Below are 20,080 nucleotides of genomic sequence, written 5' to 3'. Positions count from 1 at the left end.
TTATGCCTCTGCCCAAACCGATCTTGGAGGACATAGAAATACATCTGCTTTTGGAAGGGGTATATCAGTACTATGGTTATGACTTTCGGAATTATGCTATTTCCTCACTCAAGCGCCGCATTCAGAACTTCGTACAATTAGAGGGGTTAGCAAATGTTTCTATATTACAAGAGCGATTACTCCACAATCGTGCCTATTTGGAACGATTTTTGCTTGCTTTGACGGTGAACGTCACATCAATGTTTCGTGATCCCAGCTTTTATAACACCTTCAGAAATCAAGTTGTCCCCTTCTTACAAACATATCCATTTATTCGGATCTGGCACGCTGGCTGCTCAACAGGTGAAGAAGTATACTCAATGGCAATTTTACTGCAAGAAGAAGGACTTTACCACCGTTGCCGCATATATGCCACTGATACAAATGAGAAGGTATTACAAAATGCTAAAAGTGGGATTTTCTCGCTGAAATTGATGCAAGAATACACTCAACTTTATCTGAAAGCAGGTGGCAAAAAGTCTTTTTCAGAATATTATACCGCAGCTTATGATAACGCGATTTTTCGAGCATCCCTAAGAGAAAATATTGTTTTTGCCCAGCATAATTTAGCAACTGACAGTTCTTTTAATGAGTTTAATGTCATCCTTTGTCGTAACGTCCTCATCTATTTTAATCAAAAACTTCAAAAGCGAGTACATGAACTGTTTTATAATAGCCTTTGCACCTTTGGTATCTTGGGTTTAGGAAGACAAGAATCTATCAGATTCACCTCTTATGAGCAGTACTATGAAGAGATAATCAAGGGTGAAAAAATATATAAGAAAATTGCAGGTGCTTGAAGAGAATTATCTGGGTAGGAAACTGAATTAGGAATTACGAATTATCGTAAAATAATTAATCACCCATGCCCAAAGCATCAAAAAAATGTTATGAATAAAATTGTGCTACTTGTCAAAAGACAGTCTGTCAAACATTTTTTATTGTGTTCAGAAGATAGATTTAGCGATCGCTTAAGGTAAATTACACATTAAAGTCTTAAAGGAGATTGTCGATGCAGCTTCTCGAATGTCCTCCTGTTGCAGTCATTGCTGGAGAAAATGCGGTTCACGTTTCTCAACTACCTTCTACATGGCAAGACATTGCTAGAGGAACCACGAGTGTCGGACTTTCCCAACCCCAAAGCTATGTTGAGATGGCGCAATTATTTTTGTATAAATTAGAACGTGGTGATGTTGACTTATTTAGCGATCGCCCCCAACTAGCTCACCTAATACCCTCATTTTCCCAGTTATTTGCACAACTGGCATGGGAAACCCTAGAATTTTTTGGACAAGACTTTCTTAAACACAGCTATCCGAACTTTGCAGAAATTCTCCGCGATCTGGAGTCAAAAGGGACAGAGTATGCTGATGAAGTGAAAGTAGCTCGCATTGGTGTAGATTTGTTCAATGAATTTGGTTATGACCTACCTGCCAGTTTCTATCACGTGCATTTAGCACCAATTTACCGCGATCATGTTTTTGAAGAACGTGCCTTGCGATTTGATCAACGCGATATCGAACACAAACGCGCTTGGGATGCCATACTCCATGCAGGTAAGGTGTTTGCTATCCAAATGAAGGTACAAAGTATTGCTTCTAAATACGGTTTTACTTATCAACATGGTTGCGGTTGCAACTCTCATCTATCTTCCATTGATGTATCTCGTGGGGCGTTTGAATATGAATTGAGTCCCGAAAAGCGCCAGCGATGGATTCACAGTTTTATTTGGACTGCTTGGTATGAGTATGCTTTCTTTGCGATCGTACCTAATACGAGTTATTTGGTTTAACGACTCGCACCCCAATTGGTAATTCGTAATTTTGGGGTTTGAACTCAGGAGAATAAATAACCTCAATTCGGGAAAAGTCAGGTTTATTAGACTTCTTCCATAAGTGGGGTAAAAGATAAAGGTATGGCATTTTCTCTTACCCTTTAACCTGCACCCCACTTATGCAAAAGTAACTTTTGCAAGATGTCTATTTACTTGCTATCACAATCATTCGGCGGCTATCAAGCGCGAACGATTCACCATCGTAACCATAGCCCTCTACTTTGCTGAAGCCTGTTTGTAGGAGCCAATCGCGGATTTCGGGAAAGGTAAAATTGCGAACAAAGTAGTGACCACGCTGTACTTGTCCATCACGAATGATAATCCGCTCGGTATGGGTACGATTGGTAAGCGCATCGTAGCGCGTGCGTGCGAGCATATAATTCCCCTCACGCTCAGTAATTAACTCAGGCGTAAATTCTTGCAAGACGCGGCTAAAATTTTGAATATCAATTAGTAATTTGCCACCTGCTTTTAGAGCGCGATATGCTTGGGTTAAGACCGATCTATTTTCATCGTCATCGAAATAACCGAAGGCTGTGAAGCAGTTGATGATATAGTTGAAGCGATCGCTAAAGGGTAGAGAACGCATATCGCCTTGAAGGTACTCTACCTTAACACCGTTGGTAGCCGCATCTTGTTTTGCTTTTTCTAAGAAGAAAACTGTTGCATCAAGTCCAGTCACATCATAGCCACGAGCCGCTAGCTGATTAGCAATCCGTCCATGCCCACAAGCTAAGTCTAAAATACTCATCCCTGCTTTTAAATCTAGCAATCGGCAAATGAGGTCAACTTCGTGTTGAGTTCGCTCTGGTGTCAATAACGTTTCATAAAAGTAAAGATAATCTTCCTCGAACACGCTGTTACGATCAAATGTATTTACAACCATTTTGAATCTGATTTATAAAGTGAATTTTTAATATGGATGGGATGATACTTTTAAAGAGAATTTATTAAAGTTGCAAGCATTAATTGTCAACCTATCCACAGAAGTATTTACGGACAACTATTTACCGCAACAAAGTGTCCATTGTTTTACAAAATTTTACTATATATTGCAGCAATTATGCTTGACTGGATTTTTTATTTTGGAAAACCAGTCATAGTCTCAGCTTAGGTATTTTTGGAGAAGTCTAAAGAATATGACTCGATTACCTGTTGTTCTTTGGTTACGTCAGCTAGTTTTTGGCTTCAGCTTAAGCTGTCTACTTTTACTTTCAGGTTGTATTACAGATAGTTCTACTACTGGTAACACACTTACGGTTGCTACAGAACCTACATTTCCGCCTTTCGAGTTTCAATCTGTCAGTGGTGAGTTGCAAGGCTTCGACATTGATTTGATGAATGCGATCGCTCAATCTGCTGGCTTGAAAGTTAAGTATCAAAATATGCCTTTTGCTGGGATGATTCCAGCATTGCAAGCCCAAACTGTAGATGCCGCAGTTGCGGCAATGACGATTACTGCCGAACGAGCGAAGACAATTTCCTTCTCGCGTCCTTACTTCAAATCAGGACTAGCGATCGTTACCCGTACAGATAATCAAAGCATTATCAATTTCGCTAATCTTAAAAACAAAACCATTGGCGTGCAAATTGGGACAACTGGCGCACAGAAGGCTAAAAGTATTCCTGGATCTGAAATTCGTACTTTTAATGATTCACCTTTAACTCTTCAAGCATTAATCAATGGTAATGTCGATGCCGTTCTTAACGATCAGGTGGTGATCTTATATGGCATAAAGAGCGGCAACCTTAACGGACTCAAAGTGGTCAGCAGTCTGCTAACAGAAGAATTTTATGGCATTCCCACACCTAAAGGATCGCCCAACTTGCAAGCGATTAACCAAGGTCTAGAAACGGTGCTGAAAAATGGTACTTACGCTAAAATCTACCAAAAGTGGTTTGGTATCCAACCGCCACAACTACCAGAAAAATCACTCATCGAAAACCAGGCTGCGGAAAAAGGCGCATCCCAACTATTTACCTCACTAAGCATTATTTTTAAGTCCCTACCCACCTTGCTAAGTGGGGCTTTAATTACACTTGAACTCACAGCAATCTCAGTTTTGCTGGGTATGATCGGAGGTACACTGATTGGAATTGTTCGCCTTTTCCCCACTCCGCCTTTCCCCTGGATTGCTAGGGCGTATATAGACTTTTTCCGGGGAACGCCCTTGCTGGTGCAGATTTTTATGATTTACTTTGGGTTGCCTGCTTTCGCCCAAAGTTTTGGTTTCACCTTCACTTTAAATCGTTTAGCAGCAGCGGTGATTGCATTGAGTCTCAATAGCGCTGCCTACATTGCTGAAGTTGTCCGGGCAGGCATTCAATCAATTGAGCCTGGACAAGCAGAAGCCTCTCAATCACTGGGTTTAAGCTCAATGCAAACGATGCGCTATGTCATCTTTCCGCAAGCCCTCCGGCGAATGCTGCCACCTCTGGGCAATGAGTTCATTAGCTTGCTCAAAGACACCAGCTTAGTCGCTATCATCGGGTTTGAAGAGTTGTTCCGCAAAGGACAGCTGATTGTCGCTGACAACTATCGTTCATTTGAGATTTACGCCACTGTCGCCTTAGTTTATTTATTCCTTACCCTACTTTCTTCTCAAGTCTTTAGTCGCTTTGAGCGATCGCTTAATCCCATTAAGGAAAAGAGCAAGTGATGGACAATCTTAGTTGTGACTGCTCATGGGTCGAAAAATCAGGTAAGTTTTAAGAAATCGGTTCAAAAACCATTTGAGGAAGTAACACTTCATTTTGTAATTGTCCAACACCTAAAAAGCGAGTCTCTTCTTCATAAACTCGCACTATCCCAGTAATATCAGAATTTAGAGCAACTCGCTGACCTTGACACCATTTTTGAGCAGATGTTGTTGGTAAAGTCACGGACAACAAATGTTGTAAAGCTGCATCAGAGGCGAGAGGTTGAAATGTCCCGCCTTGCAGTTTAGTTTCTAAGTCAGTCAAAGTGAGACTATCTGTTAAATCGAAACCACTGCTTTGGGTGCGAATCAAAGCTGCAAGAGTGCCACCAGTTTTTAAGATTGCACCTAAGTCACGAGCGATCGCTCTAATATATGTACCAGATCCACAAGCGATCGCCACATCCAATTCAGGAAAATCCCCTTCTCTCCAATCCAAAATTTCTATGTGAAAAATTTCCACAGTCCGCACTGGAACTTCCACTATTTCACCTTTACGCGCTAAATCGTAGAGGCGTTTACCATCTACTTGAATTGCACTGTAATTCGGTGGTATTTGCTCAATCTTGCCTTCAAATTGCGCTAGTGCAGTTTTCACCTCAGCCAAACTCAATTCAGGACAAGCTTGAGAATTAATGATTTCACCTTCTAAATCATCGGTTGTAGTCTGCACACCCAGGCGAATCGTAGCCTTGTAAGCTTTGTTTTCTGGGAGATATTGCAATAGTCGTGTGGCTTTACCAAGTGCGATCGGTAAAACCCCTGTAGCTGCTGGATCTAAGGTTCCCGCATGTCCTACACGCTTGAGGCGCAATAATTTTCGCACCCGCGCCACGCAGTCGTGGGAAGTCCAGCCAAATGGTTTGTTTAAGTTGAGAAAACCTTGAAATAACACAAAATCAATACTTACAGCTTATAAACTCTATTAAATACTCATTTAATGCTCAAAGCATTAATGTTTAGTAATCAAGGCTTATTTCGGCATTATTTTATACAAGTTTACCAGCATTAAGCTATTCCCTAAGCAGAGACGCGATGAATCGCCGTCTTTACAATAATCAGTCTTATGAAGGTGTCGGTGCAGTCTTTGAAGTTTGTGAACCAGATAAATACGTGAACAAAAAAGTAAAAATGTATTATTCTTTAGAAAACGTCAGTGATTGCCAAAGTTCTGAACCTTGTGGAAAAACAATCGAAGAATGGTTGATTAGCAAAATAGAAATTCAAGATGAATAATTGCAAGATAAATTTTAAAATTACATATATCAAGTAGATAATGGGGATAGTTGAGGAATTGGCCATATCTTCGGTAAGCTAACTGTAACTTGAGTTCCTTTCCCCACTTCACTCCACAAGGTAATATTGCCGCCATGCAACTCGACACAACCTTTAGCGATCGCAAGCCCTAAGCCTGTACCAGGAATTGTGTCAACATTACTTCCACGACTGAAGGATTGAAACAAATTCTCTTGATCTGTCACTGGGATACCAATTCCCCGATCTTTGATGTAAAAGATTACTTCTGATTCTTTGCCAATTAGATGAAATTCTACAGTACCTCCATTTGGAGAGTACTTAATCGCATTGGACATTAAGTTAATAAAAATTTGCTGCAAAAGTCCGCGATCGCCCCAAAATTCCTGATGATTACCAGTAATTTGAAAAATTAATTCGTGGCGATCGCCTGCTGTTTCTCGCTCTTGTTCAATCAGATCAGAAAAAAATTGTAATAAGTCTAATGGGATTGGTTTAAACTGGGGTTTTTCCAGTTCAAATTGGTTAACCAGAAGCATATTATCCACGAGTTTGGACATATATCTTGCTTTCTGTTCAATGATTCCCAAGAACCGCTCTTGTTTAGATTCATCAAGTTGCTGGCTATGTTTTACCAAAGTTGATGCAGCAGCCAGAATTGAAGTTAGAGGCGTTCGGTACTCATGGGAAACCGTTGCAATGATTTGGGATTTAAATACATTGAGTTGCTTTTCTTTAGCAAGGGCCGCTTGAGTTTGAGCTAACAATTCCGCCTGTTGAATAGCGATCGCTAATTGCACCGAAACTTCATTGAGCATTTCTGCATCATCAGTTTGCCACTGTCTATCCCCAGAATTATGGTGAGCAATCAATAAGCCCCAAAGCTTAGGGGTTGGGTTCCCATTGTTGCTGACATTAATGGGAACCACCAGATTTGCCTTGGTATTAAATTGCTCTTTTAAGCTGACACAATTACACAAGCCAAGCTCATAAATGTAAGGGATTGGGGATTGGGAATTGGGCAGAACAGGCAGAGGGGCAGGGTGCAGGGTGCAAGGGGGAGAATGAGTAATTAATTTACCTCTTTCCTTCCTCTGCTCACTGCTCCCTGCTCCCTGCTCCCCTACTTTTTCCCAATCCCCTGCCTGATCGCACAATTCTACAGTGCGGTATGACTCAACTGATGAGGCGACTATTTTACCATCTGTATCGGGGGCGAACTGATACACCATGACGCGATCGCACTTCAGAAGTTCTTGTACCTCGGCTACAGCTGTATTTAAAATTTGCTCTAGGTTAAGAGACTGACGAATTCGTAAAGCAGTCGTCGCAATTAGGCGTTGTCTCTCCTGAGTTTTCTGGAGTTGGGCTTGCAAGCACGATTGCTTAATAGCATTGCGGACTGCTAGTTGCAGCACATCCTGTGTCAGGTGATGCTTGACTAAATAATCCAAAGCACCCCGTTTCATCACTTGTACAGCAACCTCTTCATCACCACGCCCTGTCAACATAATCACAGGGACAGAAGTCTTAAATATCTCCTGCTGCATCTGATCGAAGAGTTCTAACCCGCTCATATCAGGTAGGCAAAAATCCAGCAGAATCACATCGCAACGTACTTTTCGGCACAAAGCGAGTCCTTCCTCTGCACAGTCTGCCTCTAAAATCTGGTATGACTGGTGCGGATCTTTCAAAAGATACCGACGATAGATTTTTCTATCTGCTGCACAATCATCAATGATGAGTAGCGTCCGTATGTCCAACATAAGGTTATGAGGATCGGGGAGCTATATAGCTCCCTTTTATCCAGATTGTGTTTTTATTGCATAATTCTAAAATTAATATAAAATAAATATGAATAAAATCTAAATTCTTTAGGAATTCTAAAGCAATTAAACAAGGTAAGAAAAACAGGAAGATGGGGAAAATGCATCTACCACAGACAAGCAGACACAGTGACTCAAAGAGGAAAACGTCGCTGTGCCCTCCGAGCCGTCTCTTTAGTTATTCTTTGGTTCCTACTGTTTCATCAACAGAAAATAAATAAATTAATCCAACACTGACGGCGTATTGGCTTCAAGCCAGTAATCCACAAATGCCTGAATTGTCTTTTTTAGTTCCTGAGTATCCATCGGCTTTACCAGATATCCATTTGCGCCCTTTTGGTAGCACAATTCAATATCCTTGGGGTTAGATGATGTGGTAAAAACAACGATGGGGATTCCCTTGAAACTCTTGTCTTGCTTAAGCCGATCTAAAATGTCACGCCCATCAATACCTGGCAAATTGAGATCGAGCAAGATCACAGAGGGTCGTAATGCTACTTTAGGGTTGGGTGGGTCTTCGCCTTTGGTGTAGCCATCGTTCCCCAGTCGATAGAGGAACTCTAAAACCTCATCCCCATTAGTACAACGGTGTATGGGATTCTGGACGGACATACCCCGCATCAGACGTTGCAGCATCCGAAAATCTTCATTGCTGTCCTCAACAACGAGCAGCGGTTCATGAAGTTTTTTTATCATTCGTGGTCTTAAAAGAGCTTAACAAAAATACATATTTAGTCATTATCTTAAACTATTCCAACGTAAAGTAGAACATTGAGCCAACGCCAACGCTAGATTCAACCCAAATTTTACCGTTATGAAGCTCAACAATCTTCTTAACAATAGCTAGTCCTGCACCGGCTCCTCCACCGTATTTTTCCTGGGAATGGAGCCGCTTAAATAATCTAAAGATAGTTTCTATGTGATGCTGTGGAATTCCAATACCGTTATCGCGGATATAAAATATTGGGGATTGGGGATTGGGGATTGGGGATTGGGCATGGGAAGAGGCAGAGGGGCAGGGTGCGGGGGGCAGAGGAGAAAACTCTTTTCCCTTGCTCCCTGCTCCCTGCTCCCTGCTCCCTGCTTCCTGTTCCCTGCTCCCCTGCTCCCCTGCCTCTTCTTGAGAAAGGTAGCCAATCTCAACCCATTGGTCTGCTTTATCGTTGTATTTGAAGGCATTACCAAGCAGATTACTGAAGACTTCATTAACGAGAACTCGATCGCACAAAATAGTTGGTAAAGGGCGAGGAATGCGAATATCTACAACCTGAGAGTCTTGACGACTAGCGCGAAAAACCTCAAGCACTTGGTTGAGTAATTCGTTGAGGTCAGTTGCTTGCAAGCGTAGTTGTGCTTGTCCTAACTGCGATAACCGCAGTAGAGCATTAATCAAAGTTTCCATGCGTACAGACAAGGATACTACTGTTTGCAAGCACTCGATTCCGTCATCATCTAATACTTGACTATAGTCTTCTAGCAGCACTGTTGAGAAATTATAAATGCCCCGCAAAGGTTCTTTCAGATCGTGGGAAGCCGCGTAGGCAAAGGATGCTAGTTCTTGGTTGCTGCGCTCTAACTCCAGGTTGATTTTAGCTAATTCATCCGCTTTTGAGAGTACAATACCAACGATCGCATTCCTCAGAGCGATCGCACTGTCAAGTTCACAAGCTTTCCAAGGTAGAGAAGTTAATCTAACCGTTTCTTGCCATTGTTCAAAGGATTTTCGTGGAGATAGGCTAAGGCTACCATCTGCCTGGGTTTGAATGGATTCCTGGGGATTTCCTGCCCAGTGTACCGTTTGGAGAACTTCAGGGCGAAACCAAAGGATGTAATAGCGCCGGACTTTAGAAATCCGCAGCAGCAACAGCCCACTGGCAGTATCTTTAAATCTCAGGGCTTCTGGGTAAAGCTTGGGTAGAGAATCGGTAGAAAACAGGTTGTCACTAACTTGGGTATCCGCCCATTCAATTAACACCCGAACTTCATCAATATTCGGTGTTGCTTCCACAAGGGTAATTTCATTATCCAGACAAACTGCTGCTCCAGAGGCACTAACAAGATCGAGCAAGCGGATTTCCGGTTTAATTAGGGCATCGATAAAATTGTCTGCTTGGGAAATGGACTCAAGGAACTCTGACTGTAGCGATTTGAGCTTTACTTTATAATCCCATTCCGAATGACTAATTTTGTGTGTTAACTCTGAAGAGGCAATCTGTCCCAAAAATTCGCACATCTTGCGGACTTCGTAAGAAATATACTTTGGTGTTTGATGGTGGCAAGATATTAATCCCCAAAGCTTCTGCTCTTGAACAATTGAAATCACCAAAAGAGCCTTCACGCCCATATTTTGATGATATTCTGCACAACACCAATCAAAACTTCGTAGCACAGAGTAGCTTAAGTCAAGAGGCTGATGTGTCGTCGAATTTTCTGTTGGAACTAGTTTAATCGGTTCAGTAGTCAAATCAGGGAGAAATCGGAGAAAGCAGCGCGTGTATAACTCCCTAGCCTGCGCTGGAATGTCTGTAGCGGGATAGTGGAGTCCTAAATACGGTGATAAATCTTCGCGTTTGACTTCGGCAACCACAGAACCCGCTTCCGACTCGTCAAATTGATAGACCATCACCCGATCAAAACCGATGATTTTTTGGACTTCTTCAGCCACTAAATGCAAAAATTCTACCAGATTAGATGTGCCTTGCATTTTAGCGATCGCTTCACCCGCCAAAGTCTGAAAATCTAAGAAACTCAACTCAGATTCCGAATTGGTCGGTTCTAACTCCAGAATCACAGCTTCTTCTATCCGATGAGCAATAGCATCAAAGTATTTTTCCGCATTTAAAGTATTTATTAATACTTTAAAAGCATTAGCACTGCCAATTTTTTTCACCAAGCATTGCTTGACAATTTCCACTTGCCGATCATCAAGTAAATAGCTCAAAGGTTGACCGAGCAAATTTTCTGGCTCTTTGCCCAAATATGCTTGGGTATTGTTGCTAACTTGCAATATCTCTAGCTGAGTACTGAGTGCCAGTAGTACGCCATGAGATTGAATAGAGCCAGGTATGTGAATAGGTTTGTGATCGTGGTTAGTCAGGGCAGTAGCTTGGGCTGTAGTATATTCAGACTGGCTCATAACTGAACTTATGTAAAGCTGACTTTTACAATAGCGCAATTAAATGTGACATTTCTTTAAAATATATGCCCAGAAGTATGAATGCGATCGCATATCAATCTTGCTTGTTATGGTTTTTAAGTAACTATGACTGACAAAAACTCCCTAAAATAAGGCAACAGACGCAAACCTGGAAACCCAGATTTAAGCTGACTTTCTTAATTACCAATTACGAATTTGTATGTCTCTTGCTCCTTGGCGAAGCGCGATCGCTCATGCACTCCATCGCAACCGCAGCCTTGTTTATGCCCGTTACCTCCAACTAGCAACGGTACAGGCAAACGGTCGCCCCGCTAATCGTACCCTAGTCTTTCGAGGCTTTCTGGAAGATACAAACCAGCTAAAATTTATCACCGATGTCCGTAGCGCCAAAGTCGACCAGATACAGCAACAACCTTGGGCAGAAGTTTGCTGGTACTTCCCCAATACACGAGAACAATTCCGCATGACTGGTTGTTTGACCCTAGTAAGTGGTGATGCCGATCGGGATTTACAGTTAGCGCGGATTGCAATATGGCAAGAATTGAGTGATGCGGCGCGTTTACAGTTTGCTTGGCCTCATCCTGGTAAACCCAGAGTTGAAACCCCAGAAGCTTTTGCACCACCAGCACCCGAACCTGTGCAGCCAGTACCTAATTTTTGTCTCCTGCTACTCGATCCGGTAGAGGTAGATCACTTAGAATTGCGCGGCGAACCACAAAATAGATGGCTTTACCGCCGTGATGACCAGCAAGATTGGTCTAGCCAAACGATTAATCCTTGAATATTGTCAATTAAGAGTCAATACAGTTCAGATAAGCCTAAAACAATTGTAGAGACGGGGATTTATCGCGTCTCGAAAACCCAAAATTGTTACCAGTACCCCTTAACCCAAGCGTATTGAATTAAGAGTAGGAGTTTGAAGGTGCAAACCTGACATTTATGATTTTTATTCCTCACTCCTCACTCTTAACTTCTCACTTTTTTAAATGCCAGCACCATCTAGAAATTGCTGGATGGTCTTATCCTTGAGATTGCACCAGCGAGTATCGTTGGTTAACTCATCTTCTTGAGTGACTAAACGACCCACTAAAACAGGAGTTTTTTCAGAAGAGTGTGTGCGCTGAAGAGTTTGTATTTGTTCTTCCAGCGCCTCAATCCGGTCTACTAAAGCACGAATTACTTCAGCTTCGGAATCTGGTAAGTTATTGTGTTCCAGAGGTGCAACCCGAACTCCAGAACGATATATAATCCGCCCAGGCACGCCCACTACAGTACAGTCTGAGGGTACATCCCTGAGAACAACAGATCCAGCACCAATACGGACATTATTGCCTACTTGGATATTGCCCAGTACCTTCGCTCCAGCACCAACTACAACATTTTCGCCCACAGTGGGATGGCGCTTGCCACATTCTTTACCAGTACCCCCCAAGGTGACACCTTGGTAAATTAGGGCATAGTCTCCAACGATCGCAGTTTCACCAATTACTACACCCATACCGTGGTCAATAAACACACTTTGCCCAATTGCTGCACCAGGGTGGATTTCAATTCCAGTCAAAAACCGAGCCAGGTGAGAAATCAGGCGCGGAATCAAGGGAAGACCAATAGTATACAGCCAGTGAGCCAGCCTATGGAATAGCAGGGCTTGCAAACCAGGGTAACAAAATAAAACTTCCAACCAGTTACGAGCAGCTGGGTCACGTTCAAATATGATACGAAAGTCAGCACGCAGTATAGATAGCACGAGATAGCACCCTCGGAAAGCACAACAAGCTACTATCCCATATTATCCTCTCAGGTGTTACACGTAAAAATTGGGAATTGGGAATGGGGCATTGAAAAGAGGCAGAGGGACAGGGGGAAGGGTGCAGAGGAGGGGAATTTTCCCCCTGCTTCTTCCCCAATCCCCACTCCCCATTCCCTACTGCTCTACTTTCAGAGTGTAATCGCGCTTGACTCCAGGATTAAATGTACCTACCCAAATCCGATAAGTGCCACTTTTCCAGTTGCGATCGCTAACGCTAGCATCTTTACTCTTACCAGTATCATCGCCGCAACGAATCGTCGCTTGATCTGGGCCTTGAATCAGTAAAGTGGTGTCGTTGTTATTGCTATCCACTTGAATTGTCAGCTGAGAAAAGTCCTTTTCCAAAACCATAATGTGATCTGGATTGGGATCGGCAAAGCCAATACAGGCTTTTTGATCGCGATCGCGGTTACTTATAGCAGACAATGAATAAGAACCACCTGTAAACCCCTGCACTGTTCCCTGTGCTGGATTAAAATCTGCTGATAAATTCAAAGTAGCAAAATTCGCTGTCTCTGCGATTACAGGGGTAGCTGTGATGGCGGTAAGTATAGCTACCAACCAGCCACCGTTAAACTGAAGTCGGGGGCGACAGTATTTCATAGTAGCCCTCCAACAGGCTTTTAAATTAGTAGTTATATATACATATTCTAATGAAAAAATTCCAGTAAAATTTCAGTCGGGTGTGCCACATTAAAATGTGCCACAATAAAGGGTTTTGAAAGCAAACAGCTAATTGCTAGGCTGTCTCTTGATATCAACAGCAACTACGATTCCTCAACTAATGATTTAGATGTGATTATCTCTGTTGGACGTAGGGTTTTCTCTCCTAAATAAAACCCTCGACGGACGATTTTAGTAATTGTTTGGTCTGCTATATCATTTCTTTCTTCACGATCGACAACACGGCATAAATTAAAATCTGGTTGTGTACTTTGCAGTTCTATTTCTATAGGTAATACATGGCGCTTTGCTAGTATACTGAGAAACTTCCGATTAACCGCCCCTACAGATTTGGGTAAACGCTGGATAAACTCTGGGCTGGGATTGGAATTCTGTTCTAGATAATCCAGTAATGCTTCTAATGCATCACCAATTTCTAGCAGTTCTAAAAATAAATCTTCAGTGTTTGCTGCGGTTTGAGTTTGCTGTTCTCGCAAGGACTGTTGTAATACAACTTTGTCTTTTTTGAGGTTGTTAATTTCTTGTATGGTCAAGTCTCGCTGTTCTTGACTGATGATAAAATCAGACATTAGAAACCTCTTTTGATAATATTGGTAAAGTTTTAGTTGCCCAAGTTTTCACTTGCGGATGAGTATGATTACTCAAAAGCTGACAAAGCGCGATCGCTCTTTCTAACTGTCCAACCATTTTATACACTTTAATCAGCCACATTTGGGCTTGAATGTAATCTTGACTATTCCGGTCTGTAGAGCCTTGGCAGTAGTCTTCGAGATATTTGATCGCTTTGGGGTAACGGCCTTCTTTGCAAGCTGTAATGCCCTCGGTCAATAACTCTGATAGGTTCATCGGTAAAGGCTCTCGCTCTAGGCGTTCTTCTTGAGCAGATTGAGCGATCGCTTGCTCTAATCCATCAAATTCTGGCAATAATACGAGTCTAGGTGCTGGCTGAAGCAAAGCTGATAAATCACTATATTTGAAATGCTTGATAGTGGGCAGTATCGGACGCAAATAGTCGGCTATGATGCGTTCTTCTGGTTTTAGTAAGCTTTTTTGGGCTTTAGCAATGATATCCACAGGATGTTTTTTGTGCTTCATTGCCATTGCTACAGCTTTTGCAATTTCAGCTTTGGATGCTGCTGGGGATACACCCAGAATGTCATAAGGATTATATTCCATTAGATACCTTTAATTAACGAATCTTTAGGCTGTGGTAAATTTCTTGAAAAGCAGGTTCGTCTGGACAAAGTTCATAAGCCCAACGACCTAATTGCTGAATCAAATCAAAAGATAAATCGCGGTTTTGGATACCTTTAAGCAAGGTCTTAATAAAAAATTCAGCGACATAGTGAGGAATAGAGTTATGTTCTGAGTATTTGGCACGGCGGACGGCTTCATCAAAGCGATCGCATTTCATCAAATTTTGAATATCCTTCAGTTCTTGGCTAAACCTGTAAACTTCTTGGACATTTGGATCGTCTGGACAGAGTTCATAAGCCCAATAGCCTAATTGATAAATATCTTCAAATCCTAAATCCCGATTTTGGAACCCCTTGATTAATATTTCTACGCAAATGTCTGACACAATATTACGTAGACGTTGATGCTGAGATTTCTTAGCACGTTGTACAGCTTCTTCAAATTTATTATTTTTTAATAAGTTGTCAATTAATTCTAATTCTTGGTTAAATTCAATTCTCTGAATTAAGTCAATTACAATAGGATTTTGATTGTCAATTTCTTTTATTTTTTGTAGTTCTCTCAGGGCTGTTGCTGATGAAATTTGTTCATTAGCAATTTGTTCCCGTATTTGTTCTGCTTTATACTCAGCTAGATAACTTCTAGCGTCTCTACTTCCTAAAAGGTCATACCAAAACTGGGCAAACTCTAAATGTTCTTGAGATTCTGATATTGCTTGACGTTGCAATCCACAAAGTCTGTCTATTTCTTCTTGCCAATCCTTACTAGCTTGAATTTCTGGCTTTGCTTGCTTCAGAGGAATAATTGCCTCTCGCCATTTTTGTTGCTGTAGCTGATAGTAACCTTCATGATAAGCGACAAATTTCTGAGCAAATGCTGCGATATCAGAATTATCTGTGGTTGAAGGTTTAAGTTGAATTGCTCTTTGGTAATCTCCTTCTAAACAAGCAGCCATCGCTAATCCCCAATTTGTATAAAGGGAATTTAGAATTTTTTGGTTAGCATTTATCCTATTGTCAAAAATACCTTGCCATTCAGGAAGGTAATACTGATAACAACCAGGTGTGAGAAATATATCCTTTATTTTCATTCCCCACTTTGACGGCTCACCCATCAGGTTTAGAGATACGATTTCTAATCGGTAACAATCGCGTAAATCTAAATATTCAATAATACTGGTATCTTTCCAAGTATCTATTAATGCTGTAATTCGGCGTTTTAATTCCAAAGAAAGTGAGGCAAACTCTACAGGTTTATTTTCTAGCCAAGGCACGTCTTGAAGGCTAGGATCTTCAGTTATATTTGCCAACGCTGTTGAAAACGAAATTATCAAACTGTAAAGCTTTATAGGGTCAGCTTGAGCAAGATAATAATTTGCTGTTGTCCAATTATGTAATGTAGTAATATTAGGCTGTGAAATCCAGGCTTTTTCAGCTTTATCGGCAATAATTCTCCAGTTTTTCTCTTGCCATACTTCCACTTCTAAACGTGGCTGAATATGTTCCTTGAGATTTTTCTCGACTAAGGGATCGGAACCAAATTTTTGGATAAATTCTGTACTTTCTGTTTTAGCATTCTCCCAATTTTCAGCCTTTACCAACTGCTCTATATTCTGTAGTCTTAGCAGGCGTTGGCGTTGGGAAAGATTTTTGATAATCTCTCGTTGCTTGGCAATGTTAGGAGTATTCAGCCCAAGCCATTCTTTATAAGCTACTTGTAAATCTTCTTGTTGGGCGTAGGCAAATCCCCGTAAGTAAGCAGCTTGTTCTCCAGATATAGCTTCTAGGTGAGTTAGTGCGGTTGCCCATGCCTGAGTTTTAATTGCCACAAGTGCTAACCGGATTTGGCAGTATGTAGAATTGGGCAAGAGCAATTTAGCATTTTTATAAAGAGATGTAGCCGCCTTAAAATCACCCGATTTTTCTGCTGCTAGCCCTTGGCGAAACTGTTCTCTTCCTTTAAGTGTTTGTTGGAGTTTTTGGAGTAAATCAAGTCCGTCAGAGCGAGAAAAGTTAGTCAGAGCATTTTTTAAAAATACGATCGCTCCCTGTAATCTTCCTTCACTTTCAGCTTGTTGCACCTTTTGAAAAGCAGCATCATAAATATCTTCTTGTTGGACTTGGGCAAGACTTGCAGCGATCGCCTTTTCTAGAGACTCAGTAGAATAAAGCTTTTGTGCGTCTCGGTAAACTGCGATCGCGTTTTTATAAAACCGATTTTCTGCCTGAGACTGCGCCTGTGTCAGTAAAGTCAAAAACTGCTGTCGCCGTTGCAGTTCTTCTTGGTACTGCTTGATTACCCGCGAGATGCGATCGTCGTGGAGAATTTTGGTACAGCGCTGATAAATGGCGATCGCATTTGCCAGTATTTGCGTTTCTAAAGGGTCGCCCGTATCTTGCTTGAGAAGGTTTTTGGCATTAGCAGCTAGTTTATCCACTTCTGCCACTTGATAGCGCCACTGCTTTAGTTGCTGGGTAAGATTTTCTAACAGTTTCCCCAGCAGCAATTGACAAATTAAACGCTCCCAAAAACCTGGTTTTCTCGACCAGACAGCGAGAGCTTTTTCTGCAATCATTACTGCTTCTCGCAGGTGTTTGTTTTGGGCTAATTGTGCTGCTTTTTGGCTGGCTTCTTTAGTCTGTGGCGCTTGCTTCCAAGCATCAACAATGCCCACTCCCAATAAAGTTTTAGTTAAGGCATTAAAACTATCAAGGATGCTCATTAAGCGCCCTCCTTGCAGTTGGGAATTTTTAACACATCCCCTACGTCTATATCATTTTCCCGTCCTTTGAGTTGGGGGTTGGCTTTAACCATTACTTGCCAAGAGGTTCCCTTACCACAAAATTTTTGAGCGATCGCGCTGAGGGAATCTCCCAATTTGACAGTATAGGTAATTGGTTTTGGCAGTTCCTTAACTGTCACAGGGGCACGATTAACTGGTAGTTTTAGGCGATCGCTAATAACTGGATTGGGAGAAGAGACAGTTAATGTGTGTAATTGTGGTTGCAAGAATAAAAAACTGCCCATTGCTCCCAACCCAATGCCAATAATCAGTAGGAGTAAAGCAACTCCTAGCTGCCATTTGGTAACTTTCACTTGTCGCAGAGGATTTTCCACCTGCGGTAATTCTTTAAGCATCCGAATTACAGAAAGGTCAGTGTCGCAGTTAGGACAAGTATCACCTTCAATTTCTTGGTAATCACACACAGGACAGTTCAGCTTCATCTTCATCGCGTTAGCCCTGTGACAATGCTGTTGCTGGGTAACTCCTCATTTATCCAACGCTTGACATCTAGTTGCAATTCATTCCACAAGCGATTGGCTTCGTTTCCATCATCACTTTCCATAGCGCCAAGCATCCGAGAAAGTTTGTCAGACATGGCATTTGCTTGAGTCGGTGCAACCGCGTGGGCTTGACGGATTGCTAAAAGACAAGCTTGAATAAGCTGGACTTCATCAGGTAGATTGTCAAGTTCTCGTCTTGCATCTTCACTCTGAGATTCCATCTTGGAGAGGTTATTGGTGTTGATGGCATCTTGCAATTCTTGACTGAGTTTTTGCAATCGTTCTTGCTGTGGTTGGGGAATTATAGAGCCGCAAAGTTTAACTACGCGATCGCATTCATTCATTAGGTACTCGGCTTCTAGGCTTTCCTTAGACATGGATACCTGGAATTTTTTCAAGTTTGCACTAGCGCGATCGCGTAAATCGCTGCGTTCCTCTCGAGTCTTCGGATCGATGATTTGGTTAGTTAGTTGCACCACTGGCAGGGCTAACTTCAGCGCTTCTTCTACACCGATATGAGTTAGGTTTTGGTCATTGAGTTCTGCGATCGTTTCTTCTAATCCCTTATATATTTTCTCATCTGACCGCCCCCGCGAAAAGGTACAACTCACCCTTTCTGAAGGATCATTTTTCAATGTGGCAGTCATCCCTAGATCGTTATTTTTTTCATCTAACTCCAAGTTGACTAAAACTTCTGTCCCTCTTGGATAACATTGGTTTAAACCTAACCAAATATCTCCAATACTGTCATCTTCATATATCCCATCCAAATCTTCCCTTACTTGATCGGGGCTGAAAAACTTAAAGTGAATCAACCGTTGTCCATCAGCAGCAATTTTAAAAGTGTGGGATGTCGTCACTGGTAAAATATCACCCCGCTTAATCACTTGCTCTCTGCCATCCACCAGCTTGATAAAATAATCACGGGATACTGTAGTTACTTTGTCTGTTTGTCCAGCCGCGACAATTGCTGCACCCTCAGCCACCGCATACATCGGGCGGGGATGCACTACTACTTTATCGGCTCCAAAGGCTTCTCTGACTTTGCGTTGGACTACAGGAATTTGGCAAGAACCACCAACCAATAAAACTACATCTACCATCTCTAGGTGATGTTCAGCGTCTTCTAGTGCTTGGCGGCAAATTTGAATCGATCGCTCTACCAAATCAGAAATTATTTCTTCAAATTGCTCGCGAGTGATTTCTACTTCAATGGGAATAGCAATACCCAATTCGTCGAGTAATTGAGTAGCAGGAGCAATGCGAGATACTGTCGCAGTGCTTAGTTCAACTTTGGCGCGTTCTACTGCTAACTTCAAATCGGCGTTAAATCGCACCCGTTGATAGTGCGGCATTTTGGCAATCAAGCCATCAATATCAGCAATTCTTTCTTCCTGGGCAAATTGCTGTTTAACAAACTTGACGATCCGAGAGTCAATGTCATCTCCTCCCAACCATAAATCCCCAGCTTTTCCCAGTTCAATAAATGAAGTTCCTGCTGCTTGAATCACCGAAGCATCAAATGTACCACCACCAAAATCAAAAACTAAAATTGTTTTAAAATCATCCCCAGTTGGAGAAAAGCCGTAAGAGATGGCGGCGGCTGTGGGTTCAGGTAGCAATTCTAAGGGAGTGATTCCAGCTTTGAGTGCAGCTGTGCGGGTAGCATGGCGTTGTTTGTCGTTGAAGTAAGCCGGGATGGTAATAACTGCTTGATCTATGACTTCGCCTGTTTTACCAATTCCTTGGCGATAAGCTTGGGCATTTTGCACAACTTTTTTGAGAATTTCAGCAGAAATATCTTCTGGCTGATATTCTTTGCCTCCTAGCCATACTGCAATACCGTTGTCTGTTCCTTGACTCGGTTGAGCAATTTTGTAGCCAAATTCTGACTTTTGTTTCTGTACGGCTGGATCGCCAAAACCTCTTCCTATTAGGCGCTTGATGGAAACAACCACATTTTCAGGATTAGCCCTGAGTTGGTTGTAAGCTTGCTCTCCTACCAAAAATTTATTTTGCTCACAAGCAACGACCGATCGCGTCAGTTTTCTATCTGGGGGCGTGTTATCGTTAGCTGTCACCACTTCCACTTCTGCTAACTTAAAAGCAGCGACAGAATTCGTCGTTCCAAGATCAATGCCAATTGCCTTGCCCATTACCGATCGCTACCTGAGTATTGTGTAAATTATTTTTGATATATTTGATACTCACTGCCCCATCGAACCTAAATGTTTCAGCCAGCAGCTAGTACCTATCCAAAGATTACAAATACAAATAGCAAATGCTACAGAAAAT

At 42.0% G+C, this 20,080-nt stretch carries 17 protein-coding genes; 5 read left to right on the top strand and 12 right to left on the bottom strand.

What is annotated here, in order from left to right:
- The first annotated feature begins 2 nt into the window (after positions 1-2).
- Both HWQ39_RS32695 and HWQ39_RS32690 read left to right on the top strand, forming a co-directional pair.
- Positions 3-839: a protein-glutamate O-methyltransferase CheR gene (locus tag HWQ39_RS32695; RefSeq protein WP_292854108.1), complete on the top strand. Its 837-nt coding sequence runs from the start codon at positions 3-5 to the stop codon at positions 837-839.
- Positions 840-1,051: 212 nt separating this feature from the next.
- On the top strand, positions 1,052-1,831 hold the full coding sequence (locus tag HWQ39_RS32690) for a hypothetical protein (RefSeq protein ID WP_292854107.1): 780 nt from the start codon (positions 1,052-1,054) through the stop codon (positions 1,829-1,831).
- A 187-nt stretch (positions 1,832-2,018) separates the two neighbouring features.
- Here HWQ39_RS32690 and HWQ39_RS32685 read toward each other — a convergent pair whose 3' ends face one another.
- Entirely contained in the window at positions 2,019-2,759 is a 741-nt protein-coding gene (locus HWQ39_RS32685) for a class I SAM-dependent methyltransferase (protein WP_292854106.1), read from the bottom strand.
- Between the two features lie 253 nt (positions 2,760-3,012).
- On the opposite strand from HWQ39_RS32685, the gene HWQ39_RS32680 reads away from it, so the two are divergent.
- Positions 3,013-4,533: an ABC transporter permease subunit gene (locus tag HWQ39_RS32680; RefSeq protein WP_292854105.1), complete on the top strand. Its 1,521-nt coding sequence runs from the start codon at positions 3,013-3,015 to the stop codon at positions 4,531-4,533.
- A 49-nt stretch (positions 4,534-4,582) separates the two neighbouring features.
- Here the strand turns inward: HWQ39_RS32680 and truB are convergent, their stop codons facing one another.
- Positions 4,583-5,467, bottom strand: coding sequence for a tRNA pseudouridine(55) synthase TruB (gene truB, locus HWQ39_RS32675; RefSeq protein ID WP_292854104.1), 885 nt, complete (start codon positions 5,465-5,467; stop codon positions 4,583-4,585).
- Between the two features lie 140 nt (positions 5,468-5,607).
- On the opposite strand from truB, the gene HWQ39_RS32670 reads away from it, so the two are divergent.
- Positions 5,608-5,808 (top strand): hypothetical protein, encoded by a 201-nt coding sequence (locus tag HWQ39_RS32670; RefSeq protein WP_292854103.1) that lies wholly within the window; start codon positions 5,608-5,610, stop codon positions 5,806-5,808.
- Between the two features lie 29 nt (positions 5,809-5,837).
- On the opposite strand, the gene HWQ39_RS32665 is transcribed toward HWQ39_RS32670, so the two are convergent.
- From HWQ39_RS32665 to HWQ39_RS32655, 3 genes are all read right to left on the bottom strand, one after another.
- Positions 5,838-7,592 (bottom strand): ATP-binding protein, encoded by a 1,755-nt coding sequence (locus tag HWQ39_RS32665; RefSeq protein WP_292854102.1) that lies wholly within the window; start codon positions 7,590-7,592, stop codon positions 5,838-5,840.
- Positions 7,593-7,874: 282 nt separating this feature from the next.
- Positions 7,875-8,348, bottom strand: a complete 474-nt coding sequence (locus HWQ39_RS32660; RefSeq protein ID WP_292854101.1) for a response regulator — start codon at positions 8,346-8,348, stop codon at positions 7,875-7,877.
- Between the two features lie 52 nt (positions 8,349-8,400).
- Positions 8,401-10,788 (bottom strand): ATP-binding protein, encoded by a 2,388-nt coding sequence (locus HWQ39_RS32655; protein WP_292854100.1) that lies wholly within the window; start codon positions 10,786-10,788, stop codon positions 8,401-8,403.
- A gap of 220 nt (positions 10,789-11,008) precedes the next feature.
- Here HWQ39_RS32655 and HWQ39_RS32650 point away from each other — a divergent pair, with 220 nt between their 5' ends.
- The gene (locus HWQ39_RS32650; RefSeq protein WP_292854099.1) at positions 11,009-11,590 is read left to right on the top strand and encodes an Npun_F5749 family FMN-dependent PPOX-type flavoprotein; all 582 of its coding nucleotides are present in this window, start codon (positions 11,009-11,011) and stop codon (positions 11,588-11,590) included.
- Positions 11,591-11,791: 201 nt separating this feature from the next.
- Here the strand turns inward: HWQ39_RS32650 and cysE are convergent, their stop codons facing one another.
- The 7 genes from cysE to HWQ39_RS32615 all read right to left on the bottom strand — a co-directional run bounded on the left by cysE (position 11,792) and on the right by HWQ39_RS32615 (position 19,941).
- The gene (cysE, locus tag HWQ39_RS32645; protein ID WP_292854098.1) at positions 11,792-12,556 is read right to left on the bottom strand and encodes a serine O-acetyltransferase; all 765 of its coding nucleotides are present in this window, start codon (positions 12,554-12,556) and stop codon (positions 11,792-11,794) included.
- 177 nt (positions 12,557-12,733) lie between these two features.
- On the bottom strand, positions 12,734-13,222 hold the full coding sequence (locus HWQ39_RS32640; RefSeq protein ID WP_292854097.1) for a hypothetical protein: 489 nt from the start codon (positions 13,220-13,222) through the stop codon (positions 12,734-12,736).
- Positions 13,223-13,386: 164 nt separating this feature from the next.
- Positions 13,387-13,872, bottom strand: coding sequence for a nucleotide exchange factor GrpE (grpE, locus tag HWQ39_RS32635; RefSeq protein WP_292854096.1), 486 nt, complete (start codon positions 13,870-13,872; stop codon positions 13,387-13,389).
- Positions 13,865-14,479 (bottom strand): molecular chaperone DnaJ, encoded by a 615-nt coding sequence (locus HWQ39_RS32630; protein ID WP_292854095.1) that lies wholly within the window; start codon positions 14,477-14,479, stop codon positions 13,865-13,867. The genes grpE and HWQ39_RS32630 overlap by 8 nt, the downstream gene beginning before the upstream one ends.
- A 13-nt stretch (positions 14,480-14,492) precedes the next feature.
- Positions 14,493-17,222, bottom strand: coding sequence for a peptidase M, neutral zinc metallopeptidase site (locus HWQ39_RS32625; protein ID WP_292854094.1), 2,730 nt, complete (start codon positions 17,220-17,222; stop codon positions 14,493-14,495).
- Positions 17,222-17,725 carry a LysM peptidoglycan-binding domain-containing protein gene (locus HWQ39_RS32620; protein ID WP_292854093.1) on the bottom strand — a complete coding sequence of 168 codons (504 nt, stop codon included), beginning with the start codon at positions 17,723-17,725 and terminating at the stop codon, positions 17,222-17,224. The genes HWQ39_RS32625 and HWQ39_RS32620 overlap by 1 nt, the downstream gene beginning before the upstream one ends.
- A gap of 2 nt (positions 17,726-17,727) precedes the next feature.
- On the bottom strand, positions 17,728-19,941 hold the full coding sequence (locus tag HWQ39_RS32615) for an Hsp70 family protein (RefSeq protein ID WP_292854092.1): 2,214 nt from the start codon (positions 19,939-19,941) through the stop codon (positions 17,728-17,730).
- Positions 19,942-20,080: the final 139 nt, after the last annotated feature.

It is taken from the genome of Nostoc sp. NMS8 (genome assembly GCF_017115045.1).
Lineage (GTDB): Bacteria > Cyanobacteriota > Cyanobacteriia > Cyanobacteriales > Nostocaceae > Nostoc.
This window is presented reverse-complemented; position numbering and strand designations above follow the sequence as displayed.